Raw genomic sequence first — 15,874 nt, 5'->3', positions numbered from 1 at the left:
AGATCATGGCGCCTCCGCGGAAGCATGAAACCGATGTGATCCTCGACGCCGCCCGGGCTCTGGTGCTCGACGGCGGGCCGCGCACGGCCAGCGTGGCAGCGATCGCGACAGCCAGTGGCGCGCCGGCGGGCACGCTGTATCACCGGTTCGGCAACCGCGACGGCATCCTGACCGCGGCGTGGCTGCGGGCGCTGGAACGCTTCCAGGCCCGGGCGCTGGCCGCCGACGGCGACACCCCGGAGGACACCGCGGTGGCGATGGCCGTGGCCGCGGTCGGCTTCGCCCGCGCCCTGCCCGACGACGCCCGGCTGCTGCTGACGATCCGCCCGGGCGACCTGCTCGACGGCGAGCCCGATGCGGCGTTCCGGCAGACGCTGGCCGCGATGAACGCCCCGCTGACCCAGCGGCTGGCGCAGTTGGCCCGGCACCTGTACGGGAACGCCCGGCCGCGATCGGTCGACGCCGTCGCCCGCGCCGTCGCCGACCTGCCGTATGCCGTGGTGCGCCGTCACGCGCACGACGACCCGATGCCGTCCTGGCTGGAAACCGACGTGGCCGCGTCGGCCCGGGCCGTGCTACGGAGCTTCGGCGAACGCCCGTAGCGACGCGACCTGCGCGGGATCCAAAGAGGGACGGACGTTTTCGCGAGCCGCGGCGAGGTCGGCGGCCGTCACGTCGGTGGCGTCGATGGACCGGCGCATGGCCGTCAGCGCGGCCTCGCGCAGCAGCGCCACGCAGTCGGCGGCGCTGTAGCCGTCCAGGCCGGCGGCCAGCTCGTCGAGGTCGACGTCAGCGCTCAGCGGAATCGATTTGCCCGCGGTGCGCAGGATTTCGCGCCGCGCCGCGGCGTCGGGCGGCTCCACGAACACCAGCCGCTCCAGCCGGCCCGGCCGCAGCAGCGCGGGGTCGATGAGGTCGGGCCGGTTGGTGGCGCCCAGCACCACGACGTCGCGCAGCGGGTCGACGCCGTCCAGCTCGGTCAGCAGCGCGGCCACCACCCGGTCGGTCACCCCGGAGTCGAAGCTCTGCCCGCGCCGCGGGGCCAGCGCGTCCACCTCGTCGAGAAAGATCAGCGCGGGCGCCGAATCGCGGGCCCGCCGAAACAGTTCGCGCACCGCCTTTTCCGAGCTGCCCACCCACTTGTCCATCAGCTCGGAGCCCTTGACGGCGTGCACCGACAGCTGGCCGGTGCTGGCCAGCGCGCGCACCACGAAGGTCTTGCCGCAGCCGGGCGGCCCGTACAGCAGCACCCCGCGCGGCGGCCGCACACCCAGCCGGGCGAACGTGTCCGGATGCTGCAGCGGCCACAACACCGCCTCGGTGAGCGCCTGCCGGGCCTGCGCCATGTCACCGACGTCGTCGAGGGTGATGTCCCCGACGCTGACCTCTTCGGCGGCCGAGCGGGACAGCGGCCTGATCACGCTCAGCGCGCCGGTGAGGTCCTCCTGGTGCAGCGCGGGGGGACGGCCGTCGGAGCTGGCCCGCGACGCCGCCCGCAGCGCCGCCTCGCGGATCAGCGCGGCCAGGTCGGCGACGACGAAACCCGGTGTGCAAGAAGCAATTTCATCCAAATCGAGGCCATCGGTGGGCACGTTGCGCAGCAGCGACTCCAGCAGGGCCTTGCGGGTGGCGGCGTCGGGCAGCGGCAGGCTCAGCTCCCGGTCGCACAGGTCCGGCGCGCGCAGCCTGGCGTCGAGCTGGTCGGGGCGCGCCGAGGTGGCGATCAGGGCGACACCCTCGCTGGCCACCGCGCCGCGCAGCTCGGCGAGGATCAACGAGGCCACCGGCTCGGCGGTGGCCGGCAGCAGGGCGTCGACGTCGGTGATCAGCAGCACGCCGCCGCCGTCGCGGACCGTCTGCACGGCCGAGGCCACCGCCTTGAGCCGGTCGTCGGCGCCCAGCGCGCCGACCTCCGGGCCGTCCAGCGTGACCAGCCGGCGATCCCCGCACACCGCGCGCACCAGCGTCACCTTGCCCACCCCGGCCGGGCCGGTCACCAGCACGCCCAGGAAGGTGGCCGCGCCCAGGGTCTTGAGCAGGTGCGGCTCGTCCAGCGCGAGCTTGAGCCATTCGACCAGCTTGGCGGCCTGCGGCTGGCAGCCCTTGAGCTCCTCGACCACCGTCTGCGGGCGGGCCACCTCGACCGAGACCCGCGACGCCGCCGCGGGCGCCGCCCCGGCGCCCCAGCCGACCAGCGAGTTGGGTTGCACGCTGACCGGCCCGTCCGGGTCGACGCCGGTGACGGTCAGCAGCTCGGAGGTCCAGCTGATGCCCACCGCGGCGGCCAGCGCGCGGGTCGCCTCGGACGTCGAGGTGCCGGGCCCGAGGTCGCGGGGCAGCAGCGACACCGCGTCGCCGACGGTGAGCACCTTGCCCAGCAGCGCCTGACGCAGCGTGACCGGTGACACCGACCGGGTGGTCAGCGGCGAGCCGGACAGGGTCACCGACCGCGCGCCGTACACGGTGACCGGGCTGACCACCACGGCGGTCCCGTCGCGCAGGCCGGCGTTGGACAGCGTCACGTCGTCGAGCAACACGGTGCCGGAGGGTATTTCGGGGCCGGCCAGGCCGGCCACCGCCGCGGTGGTGCGCGAACCGATCAGCGACACCGCGTCCCACTCCCGAATGCCAAGGGCCGCAACGGCACTCGCGTGCAGGCGGACGACGCCGCGACGGGAGTCGACGGCCGAGGTGTTCAGCCGGGCGGTCAGCGTGAGTTGACGCGCCGAGCCGGAACCGGTCACGGCACGCGCCTGCCCGGCTTGCGCAGGCCCAGCCGCGTCACCGACCGGCGGTTGGGCTGTGCCCGGCGGATCGCCCGCCGGGCGGCGCGGCGCTGCTTGGGCGCCTCGTCCCACGCCTCGGGGTGCGCGGCCAGCCAGCGCTGGTTGCGCACCGCGAACGGCACGTGGCACAGGTAGGCGACGATGATCACCCAGATCAGCACGTAGGGCGCCAGCACCGCCGCCGCCGCGCAGATCGCCAGCACCGCCAGCAGCGGCGCCGCCCAACTCGGCGGCACCGCCACCGCGTGCATCTTGCGCATCGGGATCTTGCTGACCATCAGGATCGACGTCCCGGTGATCCAGATGCACAAAAACAGCGGGGACGTCCACCAGCCGTCGCCGAACTGCAGCTTGAGTCCGATCAGGCCGATCATCGACACCGCGCCGGCCGGCGCCGGCATGCCGATGAAGAACTCGTGGGTGTAGGCGGGCTGGCTGCCGTCGTCCAGCAGCGCGTTGAACCGGGCCAGCCGCAACACCACGCACACCGCGTAGAGCAGGATCGCCACCCACCCGGCCGGCGACGTGGTCAGCAGCGTCACGTAGAGCACGATCGCCGGGGTCACCCCGAAGTTCACCGCGTCGGCCAGCGAGTCGATCTCCTCGCCCATCCGGGACTGAGCGTCCAGGATCCGCGCCACCCGGCCGTCCAGCCCGTCCAGGATCGCGGCCGCCGCGATCAGCGCCATCGCGGCCTTGGGCTGGTGCTCGAGGGCGAACCGGATCGAGGTCAGCCCCGCGCACACCGAGAGCACCGTCATCGCGCTGGGCAGGATCTGCAGATTGACTGCCCGGCGGCCGCGCGGCTTGCTGATCATGGCAGCTCGGCCAGCACGGTCTCGCCGGCGATGGCGCGTTGGCCGACGGTCACCAGCGGCTGTGCGCCCGCCGGCAGGTAGGTGTCCAGCCGGGAGCCGAAGCGGATCAGGCCGTAGGTGTCGCCGATCGACAGCTTGTCGCCGACGTGCGCGTCGCAGATGATGCGCCGCGCCAGCAGCCCGGCGACCTGGACCGCGACCACCTCCGCGCCGCCGGGGGTGCGGATGCGCAGGCTGGTGCGTTCGTTCTCGGTGCTCGCGGCCGCCAGGTCGGCCGACCCGAACCGGCCCGGCCGGTGCTGCACGTCGATCACCTCGCCGCTGACCGGGGCCCGCTGCACGTGGGCGTCCAGCAGCGACAGGAAAATGCTGACCCGCGGCAGCGCCACGTCGCCCATGCTCAATTCGGCGGGCGGGGTGGCGACGTCGATCACGCAGATCTCGCCGTCGGCGGGCGCGACGATCGCGCCGGGCCGGGCCGGCGGCACCCGGGGCGGGTGCCGGAAGAATCCCGCGCACGCCCCCGCCGCCAGCAGGCCCGCCCGGCGCAGCCAGCGGTGCCGGCGCCCGGCCAGCGCCAGCGCCAGCCCGGCGCCGACGAACGGCCGGCCGGCCGGATGCACCGGCGGGATGGCGGAGCGCACCAACTCCAGCGCATGCTGGGGGCTGAAACCGGGGTCGGAAGCCGAGGGGCCGATGGTGCGGGGGCGTCGTGCCACGCGGCCATCTTACGGAGCCGGTGACGGATTCGTCGCCGCCCGCGAAGGGAACGTTCACCGTCGAGATGCTGAGTCGGGCCAAACGCGGTGTCACCGCGGTGTTCGTTGCTCACGGCCTGCTGTTCGCGTCGTGGGCCGCCCACATTCCGCAGGTCAAAGCCGGACTCGGCCTGGACGACGCCGCGCTGGGCACGGCGTTGTTCGGCGCTCCGCTGGGCTCGGTGCTGGCCACGCTGGCCGGCCACTGGGCGCTGCCGCGCTGGGGGAGCCACCGGCTGATCCCGGTCACCGTCGCCGGCTACGCGGCGGCCGGGACGACGGTGGGGCTGGCCCGGTCCGGGCCGGCGCTGTTCGCGGCGCTGGCGTTGTGGGGGATGTTCCAGGGCGCGCTGGACGTCGCGATGAACACCCAGGCCGGCACGGTCGAACGGCGCGCCGGGGCGCCGATGATGGCGCGCTTTCACGGGATGTGGAGCCTGGGCACCCTGCTCGGGGCGCTGATCGGGGCGGCCTGCGTCGGCGCCGGCATCGGCCTGACCGCTCAGCTGACGGTGCTCGGGGCGGTCGTGCTCCTCGTGGTGGCGGCGCTGACCCGACGCCTGCTGCCGGACGCGGCCGATTCCGTGGCCGCGCCGCCGGAACCGGCCGCGGGCCGGCGGGTGACGCCGGCGGTGGCGATCCTGGCGGCCGTGTCGTTCGCGTCGTTCCTGTGCGAGGGAGCGGCCACCGACTGGTCGGCCACCTACCTGCGCGACGTCGTCGGCGCCGGCCCGAGCGTGGCCGCGGCGAGCTACGCGGCCTACACCCTGACCATGGTCGTCACCCGGTTCGGCGCCGCCCGGCTGCACGCGCGGCTGCCCAGCCGCCGGTTGCTGCCGGCGCTGGCGGTGCTGGCCGTGGCGGGCATGAGCGTGGCGCTGGCGACCGCCGACGCGGCCGCCGGGGTGCTCGGGTTCGCCGCGCTGGGCGTCGGCGTCGCGCTGCTGGTGCCCACCGCGTTCAGCGCGGCCTACGGCGCCCGCGGCGCCGGATCGGCGATCGCGATCGTGGCCGCCACCGGCTGGCTGGGCTATCTGCTCGGCCCGCCGCTGATCGGCCACCTGTCCGAGTGGGTGGGCCTGTCCGGGGCGCTGGTCACCATCCCGGTGATGATGACGATCGTCGCCGTCGCCATCCGCTACACGCCGGCCTTCGACACCGCCGACGAATTCCATCGAGCGCCCGCCGGCTGAATCGGGCTAGCGCAGATCCCACACCTCGAGGGTGGTCCCCTCGGGCACCTCGACGACGTCTTCGGGGATGTCCAGCAGCCCGTTCGCCGACGCCAGCCAGCGCAGGTGATGCGAGGCCGGCGGGCCGTAGCTGACGACGGTGCCGGCGTCGTCGTCCAGCACCGCGCGCCGGAATTGGCGTTTGCCGCGCGGCGAGGTGAGCGACTCGGCGAGCACCGCCGACCGGTGCGGGCGTTCGGGATCGGGCAGGCCCATCGCGGCGCGCAGCGCCGGGCGGATGAACACCTCGAAGGACACCAGCGCGCTGACCGGATTGCCGGGCAGCGTGACGATGGTCGCCCCGGCCACCCGTCCCACGCCCTGCGGCATGCCCGGCTGCATGGCCACCTTGACGAACTCCACGCCCTGATCGCCCTCGCGCCCGAAGGCGTCCTTGACCACCTCGTAGGCGCCGGCGCTGACGCCGCCGCTGGTGATGATCAGGTCGGTGCCGGCCGCATACCGGTCGATGATCGAACTGAACTGTGCCACCTCGTCCTCGGCGGTCGCGACGGCCACCAGCTCCGCGCCGGCGTCGCGCACGGCCCCGGCCAGCATGATCGAGTTGGACTCGTAGATCTGCCCCGGCCGCAGCGCGGCGCCCGGGGCCACCAGCTCCGATCCCGTCGAGATGACCAGCACCCGCTGCCGCGGGATCACCGACAGCTCGGCGATGCCCAGCGCCGCGGCCAGCCCGAGCACCGCCGGCGTCACCACCTGCCCGCGGCGCAACACGGTGGTGCCGGGGGAGACGTCCTCACCGGCGCGGCGGATGTGCTTGCCGGGTTCGCGCGACGCCCGAATCGACACCACGTCCACGCCGCCGTCGGTGTCCTCCACCGGCACGACGGCCGTCGCCCCGGCCGGCACCGGCGCGCCCGTCATGATCCGGTGCGCGGTGCCCGGCTGCAGCGTCAGCTCGTCGGTGCGCCCGGCCGGAATGTCCTCGGCGACCGGCAGCACGACCGGCCGCTCGGGGGTGGCGCCCGCGGTGTCCTCGGCGCGCACCGCGTAGCCGTCCATCGCGGAGTTGTCGAACACCGGCAGCGCCAGCCCCGCCACCACGTCCTCGGCCAGCACCAGGCCCTGGGCCTGCGCCAGCGGCACCGCGACCGGCGGCCGGGCGCGGATCAGCCCGGCCACCACCCGCTGGTGTTCGGCGACGGAGCGCATCGCGGCCATGGAGGTCAGACCGGGAAGTGGACGCCGGTGAGTTCTTCGGACACGGCCCACAGCCGGCGCTGCAGCTGCTCGTCGTGCGACTGGGCGCTGGACTCGACCAGCTTCGGGCGCCCGCGCTGTTCGAGGAAGCCGTCCGGGCCGTAGTACTGCGCGCCCTGCACGGCCGGATCGGTGGCGGCCCGCAGCGTCGGCAGCGCGCCCATCGCCGGGCTCTGGAACAGCACCGGCCCCAGCACCGCCTGCACCGGCCGGAAGATTCCGGGCAGGTGGCGGGCCAGCTCGGTGTTGGAGCCGCCGGGGTGCGCGGCGACCGCGATGGTCTTCGCGTCCGGGGCGGCCGCCAGCCGGCGCTGCAGCTCGTAGGTGAACAGCAGGTTGGCCAGCTTGGACTGGCCGTAGGCGGCGACCCGGTCGTAGCGGCGCTCCCAGTGCAGGTCGTCGAAGTGGATGGCGGCGCGCAGCCGGTGGCCGAGGCTGCTGACCGTCACCACCCGCGAATCCCGCACTCCCAGCAGGTGATCGAGCAGCAACCCGGTCAGCGCGAAGTGCCCCAGATGGTTGGTGCCGAACTGCAATTCGAAACCGTCCTCGGTGACCTGCTTGGGCGTCCACATCACGCCGGCGTTGTTGATCAGCAGGTCGATGCGCGGGTAGGCCGCGCGCAGCGCCTCGGCGGCAGAACGCACCGAGGCCAGCGAGGCCAGGTCCAGCTGCTGCAGCGTGACGTCGGCGTTCGGGCTGGCGGCCACGATCCGCGACAGCGCCGCGTTGCCCTTCTCCAGGTCGCGGACCGCGAGCACGACGTGGGCGCCGCGGTGGGCCAGCACGGCGGCCGTCTCGTAGCCGATGCCGGTGTTGGCGCCGGTGATGACGACGACGCGGCCGCTCTGATCACCGACGTCGGCCTCCGACCAGTCGCGGTGCTGTTTGTCGTGGGGAGCCATGGCCCACAACATACTCATCGACCGGGACGCGCTATTGAACCCAGAAGTTGTCGTGCCGGGCGAACCATTCCCGGCGTTCCTCGTCGGTCATGTCGGCCAGCGCGGCGAAGCCTTCGAAGTAGGCCTCGCGCGGCGCGCCGGGCGCGAACAACATCAGGATCGACGCGGGGTCGTCGGCCTCGTTGCGGAAGCCGTGCACCCCGCCGGGCGGGACGTAAAGGAAGTCGCCCTGGTGCCCGTCGGTCCACTCGGTGCCGTCGTAGAGCTTCATCGTCCCGGAGAGCACGAAGAACGCCTCGGACATGGCGCGGTGGAAATGCGGCCCGGGCCCGCCGCCGGCCGGGGCGATGTCGACCCGGTACAACCCGTAGTCGCCGGCGGTGTCGTGCTGGTTGGCCAGGTAGTGGTACTTGACGCCGGCGGTCTGGTAGTCCGGCGGTTCGTCGGCCCGCTTGAGCCAGGCGCTGGTCTCCGGCTGGTCTTTCGTGTAGCGGGCGGGCGGGTAGGGCGGCACGACGAGGGACATGAGGTCCAGCCTGCCAGTTAGCATCGCCAAGGTGGAGGCCTCCGAGGACGTGCGGGTGCGGCGGCTGCTGGACGCCCAGGACAAGGCGGCGCAGCTGTTCGACGAGATCGAGCGGCGCGGCATGATCCGCCCGGGAGTGGCCGAACGGCAGCTCTCGGACGAGATCCACGACCTGGCCGGGGCGATGTTCGGGGTGCGCCAGCACTGGCACCGGCGGATCGTGCGGGCCGGCCCCAACACCCTGCAGCCGTTCCAGGAACGCCCGCCGGACCGCACGATCGCCGCCGACGACATCGTCTTCCTCGACCTGGGGCCGGTATTCGAGGAGTGGGAAGCCGACTTCGGGCGTACCTTCCTGCTGGGCGACGACCCGCACAAGAAGGCCGTTCGCGATGCGCTGCCGCGGGTGTGGCAGGCCGGGCGGGACTACTTCGCCGGCCACCCGGATGTCACCGGGGCCGAGCTGTTCGACGCCGTCGTCGCGGTGGCGCGGGCCGAGGGTTTCGAGTGGGGCAGCCACATCGCCGGGCATCTGATCGGGGAGTTCGCGCACAAGAAGATCGCCGGGCCGGGCATCGAGTGGTACATCATGCCCGGATCGGACAAGCCGATGCGCCGCACCGATCCCCGCGGCCGCACCTGCCACTGGATCCTGGAGATCCATCTGGTGGACCCCCGGCGCGGTTTCGGCGGCTTCTACGAGCAGCTGCTCGACCTGCCCTAGTTGCGCCCCGACCTGTTCTTGCACTCGGCATGGGCGAGTGCTAAGAATGACTTGGCACTCGCGACCAGTGAGTGCTAGGTCGGGACGGTGAGGCTCGGCTCTGTCGTCGCCCGACGGCAGCAGCCTGGTCGTCCGTCGCGGGCACTGCACCCGGCCAGGACGTGTCATCCCCAATCCGGAGGAATCACTTCGCAATGGCCAAGACAATTGCGTACGACGAAGAGGCCCGTCGCGGCCTCGAGCGCGGGCTCAACGCCCTCGCCGACGCGGTAAAGGTCACGTTGGGCCCCAAGGGTCGCAACGTCGTCCTGGAGAAGAAGTGGGGTGCCCCCACGATCACCAACGATGGTGTGTCCATCGCCAAGGAGATCGAGCTGGAGGACCCGTACGAGAAGATCGGCGCCGAGCTGGTCAAGGAAGTCGCCAAGAAGACCGACGACGTCGCCGGTGACGGCACGACGACGGCCACGGTGCTCGCCCAGGCGTTGGTCCGCGAGGGCCTGCGCAACGTCGCGGCCGGCGCCAACCCGCTGGGTCTCAAGCGCGGCATCGAGAAGGCCGTCGAGAAGGTCACCGAGACCCTGCTCAAGTCGGCCAAGGAGGTCGAGACCAAGGACCAGATCGCTGCCACCGCGGCCATCTCCGCGGGCGACCAGTCGATCGGCGACCTGATCGCCGAGGCGATGGACAAGGTCGGCAACGAGGGCGTCATCACCGTCGAGGAGTCCAACACCTTCGGCCTGCAGCTCGAGCTCACCGAGGGTATGCGGTTCGACAAGGGTTACATCTCGGGCTACTTCGTCACCGACGCCGAGCGTCAGGAAGCCGTCCTCGAGGATCCGTTCATCCTGCTGGTCAGCTCCAAGGTCTCGACCGTCAAGGACCTGCTGCCGCTGCTGGAGAAGGTCATCCAGGCCGGCAAGCCGCTGCTGATCATCGCCGAGGACGTCGAGGGCGAGGCCCTGTCCACCCTGGTCGTCAACAAGATCCGCGGCACCTTCAAGTCGGTGGCCGTCAAGGCGCCCGGCTTCGGCGACCGCCGCAAGGCGATGCTGCAGGACATGGCCATCCTCACCGGCGGCCAGGTCATCAGCGAAGAGGTCGGCCTGTCGCTGGAGAGCGCCGACATCTCGCTGCTCGGTAAGGCCCGCAAGGTCGTCGTCACCAAGGACGAGACCACCATCGTCGAGGGCGCCGGTGACTCCGACGCCATCGCCGGCCGGGTGGCCCAGATCCGCACCGAGATCGAGAACAGCGACTCCGACTACGACCGCGAGAAGCTGCAGGAGCGGCTGGCCAAGCTGGCCGGCGGCGTGGCGGTGATCAAGGCCGGCGCCGCGACCGAGGTCGAGCTCAAGGAGCGCAAGCACCGCATCGAGGACGCGGTCCGCAACGCCAAGGCGGCCGTGGAGGAGGGCATCGTCGCCGGCGGTGGCGTGGCCCTGCTGCACGCGATCCCGGCCCTGGACGAGCTGAAGCTCGAGGGCGACGAGGCGACCGGCGCCAACATCGTCCGGGTGGCCCTCGAGGCTCCGCTGAAGCAGATCGCCTTCAACGGTGGCCTGGAGCCCGGCGTGGTGGCCGAGAAGGTCCGCAACTCGCCCGCCGGTACCGGCCTCAACGCCGCCACCGGTGAGTACGAGGACCTGCTCAAGGCCGGCGTTGCCGACCCGGTGAAGGTGACCCGCTCGGCGCTGCAGAACGCGGCGTCCATCGCGGGGCTGTTCCTGACCACCGAGGCGGTCGTCGCCGACAAGCCGGAGAAGGCGGCCGCTCCCGCGGGCGACCCGACCGGCGGCATGGGCGGCATGGACTTCTGAGTCCGTTACGGAAAAGCCCGGTCCCTCGAAATCTCGAGTGGGCCGGGCTTTTTCGTGCCCGCGTCGGGCCTGGTTTACCGCGCCGAGCGTGGGGGCTACGTCCGTCCACACCCCGGAATTCGTGCACAGCCCCCACGCTCGGCGCACCCGCCGCGCGTGTGCGACGGCGAATATGCCGGCATGTCCCCGTTTCTGGGCAGTGACGCCCTGCACCGCGGCGCGGTGACCCGCAGTCAGCTGCGAACGCGGTATCGCAAGGTGTTCCGCGACGTCTACATCGCGAAGGACGCCGAGCTGACGCCGGCCGGCAAGGCGCGCGCGGCGTGGCTGTCGACCGGTGCGACACTGGCCGGTTTGTCCGCCGCGGCGATCCATGGCACCAAGTGGCTCGATGCGGCCGCGCCCGCCGAAATCGTGCGCGCGGATCGGCACGGTCAGCGCGGCATCCTCGTGCGCAGCTACACGCTGGCCGATGACGAGGCGGACACCGTGTCCGGAATGCGGGTGACGACCGCGGCCCGGACGGCGTTCGACATCGGTTGCGGCCTGCCCGCCGCCAAGGCGCTGCCGATCCTCGACGCGTTACTCAACGCGACGGGTATCAAGCCCGCCGACGTCGTCGCTGTGGCCGACCGGCACCGGGGCGCCCGCGGCATTCGCCGGCTGCGCGCCTCGCTGGAGCTGGCCGACGGCGGTGCGGAGTCTCCCCAGGAGACCAGGTTGCGGGTGCTGCTGGTGCGGGCCGGACTGCCGAAGCCGCAGACGCAGATCGAGCTGCGAGAGCTGCGCGTTCGGGTGGACATGGGGTGGCGGGAGTGGAAGGTCGCCGTCGAGTACGACGGGATCCAGCACTGGGACGATCCCTATCAGCGGGCCTGGGACATCGAGCGAATCGCGTTGCTCGAGGCGGCCGGCTGGGCCGTGATCAGAGTCAGCGCGGCGATGTTGTCGCGGCCGCAGGTGATCGTCGAGCGCGTCACGGCCAAGCTCGCCGAGCGTGGGGCCTACGGTCGACCGCGAGCGAGTTCGCGTGCGTAAGGCCCACGCTCGGCGCCCGTAGGGTGAGCGTTATCCCGTTGTGGTGCAACGTGATTGCTCATAGCGGCGACGCGGGTCACTCCAAGACGCTTGCCGACACCTGCTGACTCATCCGGACATTTGTGGGGTGTTCAATCGTTCAAGCACCGCCAGCGACCAGCACCATCCGGCCAGCTGACGCGCGATCGCGGCGTTGGGACCCACGGAGCGTTTCTTGCGCTGATCAAAACACGTTCACATGTGAGCGAGGCCCCAGCCCCCATACCGTCTAGGCCGGCAGCGAGAAAACCACGCAGTCGTGCAGACAGCCCTTGGCGGCGTCGGCCGAGTCGGCGTCGCGGTGCAACAGCGCGCGGGTGGGCGCCACCGCCAGCCGAACCGCGTCGCCGGCCTCGCTCACCTGCGCCGTGCCGTCGACGATCAGCGAGTAGCCGCCCGGCTCGGTCGGCGGCCACAGCAGGGTGACGTCGCGGCGCCGGGCCAGGTTCTGCTGAGTGCGGCCACCGATCAACCCGACGTCCAGGATCGACTCACGCAGCACCGGTTCGACCGTCACGGTGTGCGCGCGGTAGTCGTCGTCGACCGTGATCAGGTAGGCATACGGGTAGTCGGCCAGCGCGTCGGCCAGCGCCTGCAGATCGACCTTCTTCTTGCTGCGCATGATGTTCCACGATAGGCGCGCGCGGCGTCACTGCGGCGCGCGCGGCGCGAGAAACCCCGCGATGCGCGAGGTGTAGCCGCGGGCCACGGCGCCCGAGCCGGCCGGGCGGGTGACGGCGGTGCTGGCGTTGGAGAACCCGAGGTTCTGCAACACCTCATTCCACGGCGGCAACTTCGCCACGGCCGCCGATGCGTCGGCGTGGTAGCCGAACATCGCCGCCACGTCCGAGGCCCACATCTGCTCGTAGGCGGCCTCGATGTCGGCGATCGCCGGCGTGTTCTGGCCCAGCCAGTTGGTGGCGGCCAGCGCCTGCACCAACGCCCGGTTGGCGGCCACCACGGCGGGCTGCACGGTGGCCGCCAGGGCCACCTCGAACGCCGTCGCGATGGCCGAGGCCTGGTGCGACACCTCCTCGGCCTGCGCGGCGGCCGCGGACAGCCAGCTCACGTATTGGTTGGCGACGGTCATCATGGCCGCCGACGACGCGCCCTGCCACGACCCGCTGGCCAGATCCGACGTGACCGAAGAAAACGACTGTGCCGACGACGCCAGCTCCTCGGCCAGGCCGTCCCACGCCGCCGCGGCAGCAAGCAGCGGCCCGGGACCAGGACCGGAATAAATTAGTGCCGAGTTGACTTCTGGCGGCAACCACGCAAAATGCGGGTTCGTCACGGACCCAACTTAGCTGGTATATGCCACTTTTGGGGCGTTATCGCAAGGGTGCCGGGCCGGGCCGGCGGCCGCGCACCAACTTGCCCGGACGCGCAGCGGTGGGCACGCCGTTCTCGGCGATGATCTCTCCGGACACGATGGTGGCGACGTAGCCGTCGGCGGTCTGGTCCAGGCGCCGCCCGCCCGCCGGCAGGTCGTGACTGATCACCGGCTTGTGCAGCCGCAGCGCGGCGTGGTCGATGACATTGAGGTCGGCCTTGTAGCCCACCGCGATGCGGCCGCGGTCGCCCAGCCCTGCCACCCGCGCGGGCACCGAGGTGAGCCGGCGCACCGCGTCGGCCACGCTGAACCGCCCCGACTTTCGGTCGCGCGCCCAGTGCGTCAGGAAGTAGGTCGAGTAGCTGGCGTCGCAGATCATCCCGTAGTGCGCGCCGCCGTCGCCCAGACCCAGCACCACATCGTCGCGGTGCAGCAGCTCCCCGACGGTGTCCAGCGAGTTGCCCTGCAGGTTGCTGGTCGCCACCAGCAGCATGGCCCGGCCGTCGTCGTCGAGCAGCCGGTCGTAGGCCTCCTCCATCGGATCCACGCCGCGGGCGCGGGCCCGGGCCGCGATGGACGTCGACGGGTCCGGCTCGTAATCGGGGTTGTCGCCGAGCGGGTAGATCCAGTCCCACATCTGGGCCACGTACAGGATCGGGTGGCCCTCGCCGGGCTTGTCGGCCAGGATGCGGGCCCGCACCTCGGGCTTGCGCATCTGTGCGACCCGCTCGGCCAGCGGCAGGTGCGCGATCTCGCGGTAGCTGGGGTAGAGCACGAATGGGTTTGCGCTCAACTGCAATCCGATGATCAACCCGATCGGGCGCGGCAACAGCTGCGCGGTGATGTCGCCGCCCGCCGCGTTGGCCTTCTCGATCATCGTGATGGCGTCCGGCCACGTCGGGTCACCGGAGTTGGCGACGACGAGGGTGAAGGTGAGCGGCAGGCCGACGTCCTCGGCGACGTCGAACACCGTCTGCAGCACCGGCTGGTAGCCGCCGGCCGGGATGTCGGGAACGAACTGCAGCAGGCCGCCGCCGCCGTCCACCACACCCCGGGCGATCTGCTCGATCTCCTCCCGGGCGGCGTCGTAACTCGGGATGGGAGAACCACTTTCGGTCTTGTGGATGGTCAGCCGCGACGAGGCGAAACCCAGTGCGCCCACCTCGACCGCCTCCTTGGCCAGCGCCCGCATCTTCGCCAGGTCCTCCGCGGTGGCCGGCTCCCGGTCGGCGCCGCGCTGACCCATCACGTACACCCGCAGCGGCGAATGCGGCAGATAGGCGGCCACGTCGATGTCACGCTTGCCGGCCTCGAGGGTGTCCAGGTATTCGGGGAACGTCTCCCACGTCCACGGCAGGCCGTCGGTCATCACGACGCCGGGGATGTCCTCGACACCGGCCATCACGTCGACCAGCACGTCGTGGTCGGACTGGCGGCACGGGGCGAAGCCGACGCCGCAGTTGCCCATCACCACCGTGGTCACCCCGTGCGCCGAGGACGGGGTCAGCCGCTCCGACCAGACGGCCTGGCCGTCGTAGTGGGTGTGCAGGTCCACGAAGCCCGGCGTGACCAGCCGCCCGGTGGCGTCGATCTCGCGGTTCGCGGTGGCCCCGTTCACCGCACCGACCGCCGCGATCACGCCGTCGCGCACCGCCACGTCGCCGACGTACGGCTCACCCCCCAGCCCGTCGACGATGCTGCCATTACGGATGATGAGGTCGTAAGTCATTCAAACAATCTACGACCGTTCCCGCCGGTCGTGCCAGGATCTGTTCCGTGATCGATCACGTGGGAATCAACTGCGCCAACTACGCGGAATCTCAGCGGTTTTACGACGCCGTGCTGGGCACCCTGGGTTTCTCCCGGCAGCTGGATGTGGGGCCAGCCATCGGCTACGGCCGGGCGGGCAAACCGACCTTCTGGATCTCGGACGCGCCCGCGGGCCCCAACCGGGAGGTGCACCTGGCCTTCGAGGCCGCCGACGAGGACGCGGTGCGTGCCTTCCACCGGGCGGCCGTCGAGCTGGGCGCCGAGGTGCTGCACCCGCCGCGGCTGTGGCCCGAATACCACCCCGGCTATTTCGGTGCGTTCGTGCGCGACCCCGACGGCAACAACGTCGAGGCGGTCTGGCACGGCGCGTAGGGTCGGCCTTATGCGAGCTGACAGCGACGCCGTTACCCGAGAGCTGCTGCGCGACGCGTTCACCCGGCTGATCGAACACGTCGACGAACTCACCGACGGGTTGACCGACGAGGTGTCGGGCTACCGCCCGACCCCCGACGCCAACAGCATCGCCTGGCTGATCTGGCACAGCGCCCGGGTGCAGGACATCCAGCTGGCCGACATCGCCGGGGTGGAGCAGGTGTGGACCCGCGACGGCTGGGTGGACCGGTTCGGGCTGGACCTGCCGCGCAACGACACCGGCTACGGGCATACGCCCGAGGACGTCGCCAAGGTGCGGGCGCCCGCCGACCTGCTGTCCGGCTACTACCACGCGGTGCACGAGCTCACCTGCGAATACATCGGCGGGGTGACCGCCGGGGAGCTGAGCCGCGTCGTGGACACCAACTGGGACCCGCCGGTGACGGCCAGCGCGCGGCTGGTGAGCATCATCGACGACTGCGCCCAGCACCTCGGGCAGGCCGCATACGTGCGGGGAATTCAGTAGATTCGC

At 71.8% G+C, this 15,874-nt stretch carries 16 protein-coding genes; 7 read left to right on the top strand and 9 right to left on the bottom strand.

The genetic code is table 11. The features are described 5' to 3' along the window. Positions 1-5 precede the first annotated feature (5 nt). Complete coding sequence (locus MAA44156_RS20675; RefSeq protein WP_009979370.1) at positions 6-602, top strand: TetR/AcrR family transcriptional regulator; 597 nt, start codon at positions 6-8, stop codon at positions 600-602. Here MAA44156_RS20675 and MAA44156_RS20670 read toward each other — a convergent pair. The 3 genes from MAA44156_RS20670 to MAA44156_RS20660 are packed head-to-tail and all read right to left on the bottom strand — an operon-like array spanning position 576 to position 4,323. Beyond that, positions 576-2,744, bottom strand: a complete 2,169-nt coding sequence (locus tag MAA44156_RS20670) for an AAA family ATPase (protein ID WP_009979369.1) — start codon at positions 2,742-2,744, stop codon at positions 576-578. The two genes, MAA44156_RS20675 and MAA44156_RS20670, sit on opposite strands and share 27 nt — an antisense overlap. After that, positions 2,741-3,604 (bottom strand): CDP-diacylglycerol--serine O-phosphatidyltransferase, encoded by an 864-nt coding sequence (pssA, locus tag MAA44156_RS20665; RefSeq protein WP_009979367.1) that lies wholly within the window; start codon positions 3,602-3,604, stop codon positions 2,741-2,743. Before pssA ends, MAA44156_RS20670 begins: the two co-directional genes overlap by 4 nt. Continuing rightward, the gene (locus MAA44156_RS20660; protein ID WP_088294888.1) at positions 3,601-4,323 is read right to left on the bottom strand and encodes a phosphatidylserine decarboxylase; all 723 of its coding nucleotides are present in this window, start codon (positions 4,321-4,323) and stop codon (positions 3,601-3,603) included. Before MAA44156_RS20660 ends, pssA begins: the two co-directional genes overlap by 4 nt. Positions 4,324-4,388: 65 nt before the next feature. Here MAA44156_RS20660 and MAA44156_RS20655 point away from each other — a divergent pair, with 65 nt between their 5' ends. Then, entirely contained in the window at positions 4,389-5,555 is a 1,167-nt protein-coding gene (locus MAA44156_RS20655) for an MFS transporter (RefSeq protein WP_104123784.1), read from the top strand. Positions 5,556-5,561: 6 nt separating this feature from the next. Here the strand turns inward: MAA44156_RS20655 and moeA are convergent, their stop codons facing one another. From moeA to MAA44156_RS20640, 3 genes are read right to left on the bottom strand one after another with little or no spacing between them, the layout of a single operon-like run. Beyond that, positions 5,562-6,767 (bottom strand): molybdopterin molybdotransferase MoeA, encoded by a 1,206-nt coding sequence (moeA, locus tag MAA44156_RS20650; RefSeq protein ID WP_009979357.1) that lies wholly within the window; start codon positions 6,765-6,767, stop codon positions 5,562-5,564. 14 nt (positions 6,768-6,781) lie between these two features. Beyond that, entirely contained in the window at positions 6,782-7,720 is a 939-nt protein-coding gene (locus MAA44156_RS20645) for an SDR family NAD(P)-dependent oxidoreductase (RefSeq protein WP_009979355.1), read from the bottom strand. Positions 7,721-7,751: 31 nt separating this feature from the next. Then, complete coding sequence (locus MAA44156_RS20640; protein WP_003873775.1) at positions 7,752-8,246, bottom strand: cupin domain-containing protein; 495 nt, start codon at positions 8,244-8,246, stop codon at positions 7,752-7,754. A 31-nt stretch (positions 8,247-8,277) separates the two neighbouring features. Between MAA44156_RS20640 and MAA44156_RS20635 the strand changes: the two genes are divergently transcribed. From MAA44156_RS20635 to MAA44156_RS20625, 3 genes are all read left to right on the top strand, one after another. Further along, the gene (locus MAA44156_RS20635; RefSeq protein ID WP_009979354.1) at positions 8,278-8,970 is read left to right on the top strand and encodes a M24 family metallopeptidase; all 693 of its coding nucleotides are present in this window, start codon (positions 8,278-8,280) and stop codon (positions 8,968-8,970) included. A gap of 194 nt (positions 8,971-9,164) precedes the next feature. Continuing rightward, entirely contained in the window at positions 9,165-10,790 is a 1,626-nt protein-coding gene (gene groL / locus MAA44156_RS20630) for a chaperonin GroEL (protein WP_009979353.1), read from the top strand. Between the two features lie 180 nt (positions 10,791-10,970). Continuing rightward, positions 10,971-11,828 (top strand): type IV toxin-antitoxin system AbiEi family antitoxin, encoded by an 858-nt coding sequence (locus tag MAA44156_RS20625; RefSeq protein WP_050427690.1) that lies wholly within the window; start codon positions 10,971-10,973, stop codon positions 11,826-11,828. A 268-nt stretch (positions 11,829-12,096) separates the two neighbouring features. Here the strand turns inward: MAA44156_RS20625 and MAA44156_RS20620 are convergent, their stop codons facing one another. From MAA44156_RS20620 to MAA44156_RS20610, 3 genes are read right to left on the bottom strand one after another with little or no spacing between them, the layout of a single operon-like run. Beyond that, complete coding sequence (locus MAA44156_RS20620; RefSeq protein ID WP_003873771.1) at positions 12,097-12,489, bottom strand: hypothetical protein; 393 nt, start codon at positions 12,487-12,489, stop codon at positions 12,097-12,099. Between the two features lie 27 nt (positions 12,490-12,516). Beyond that, entirely contained in the window at positions 12,517-13,161 is a 645-nt protein-coding gene (locus MAA44156_RS20615) for a PPE family protein (protein ID WP_003873770.1), read from the bottom strand. Between the two features lie 37 nt (positions 13,162-13,198). Next, positions 13,199-14,929 carry an N-acyl-D-amino-acid deacylase family protein gene (locus MAA44156_RS20610; RefSeq protein WP_009979351.1) on the bottom strand — a complete coding sequence of 577 codons (1,731 nt, stop codon included), beginning with the start codon at positions 14,927-14,929 and terminating at the stop codon, positions 13,199-13,201. Positions 14,930-14,976: 47 nt separating this feature from the next. Between MAA44156_RS20610 and MAA44156_RS20605 the strand changes: the two genes are divergently transcribed. After that, a complete protein-coding gene (locus MAA44156_RS20605) occupies positions 14,977-15,342 on the top strand; it encodes a VOC family protein (RefSeq protein ID WP_009979350.1) in 366 nt (121 codons plus the stop codon). Between the two features lie 10 nt (positions 15,343-15,352). Beyond that, on the top strand, positions 15,353-15,868 hold the full coding sequence (locus MAA44156_RS20600) for a mycothiol transferase (protein ID WP_009979349.1): 516 nt from the start codon (positions 15,353-15,355) through the stop codon (positions 15,866-15,868). The last annotated feature ends 6 nt before the right edge of the window (positions 15,869-15,874 follow it).

Origin of the sequence: Mycobacterium avium subsp. avium, from assembly GCF_009741445.1 — a bacterium.
Taxonomy (GTDB): domain Bacteria; phylum Actinomycetota; class Actinomycetes; order Mycobacteriales; family Mycobacteriaceae; genus Mycobacterium; species Mycobacterium avium.
The sequence above is the reverse complement of the archived record's forward strand: the minus strand, read 5'-3'. Positions and strand labels throughout refer to the sequence as shown.

Coding starts and splice junctions, on each gene's coding strand:
- MAA44156_RS20675 (WP_009979370.1), top strand. CDS start 6: ATGGCGCCTCCGCGGAAGCATGAAACCGATGTGATCCTCGACGCCGCC.
- pssA (WP_009979367.1), bottom strand. CDS start 3,604: ATGATCAGCAAGCCGCGCGGCCGCCGGGCAGTCAATCTGCAGATCCTG.
- MAA44156_RS20655 (WP_104123784.1), top strand. CDS start 4,389: ATGCTGAGTCGGGCCAAACGCGGTGTCACCGCGGTGTTCGTTGCTCAC.
- moeA (WP_009979357.1), bottom strand. CDS start 6,767: ATGCGCTCCGTCGCCGAACACCAGCGGGTGGTGGCCGGGCTGATCCGC.
- MAA44156_RS20645 (WP_009979355.1), bottom strand. CDS start 7,720: ATGGCTCCCCACGACAAACAGCACCGCGACTGGTCGGAGGCCGACGTC.
- MAA44156_RS20640 (WP_003873775.1), bottom strand. CDS start 8,246: ATGTCCCTCGTCGTGCCGCCCTACCCGCCCGCCCGCTACACGAAAGAC.
- groL (WP_009979353.1), top strand. CDS start 9,165: ATGGCCAAGACAATTGCGTACGACGAAGAGGCCCGTCGCGGCCTCGAG.
- MAA44156_RS20625 (WP_050427690.1), top strand. CDS start 10,971: ATGTCCCCGTTTCTGGGCAGTGACGCCCTGCACCGCGGCGCGGTGACC.
- MAA44156_RS20620 (WP_003873771.1), bottom strand. CDS start 12,489: ATGCGCAGCAAGAAGAAGGTCGATCTGCAGGCGCTGGCCGACGCGCTG.
- MAA44156_RS20610 (WP_009979351.1), bottom strand. CDS start 14,929: ATGACTTACGACCTCATCATCCGTAATGGCAGCATCGTCGACGGGCTG.
- MAA44156_RS20600 (WP_009979349.1), top strand. CDS start 15,353: ATGCGAGCTGACAGCGACGCCGTTACCCGAGAGCTGCTGCGCGACGCG.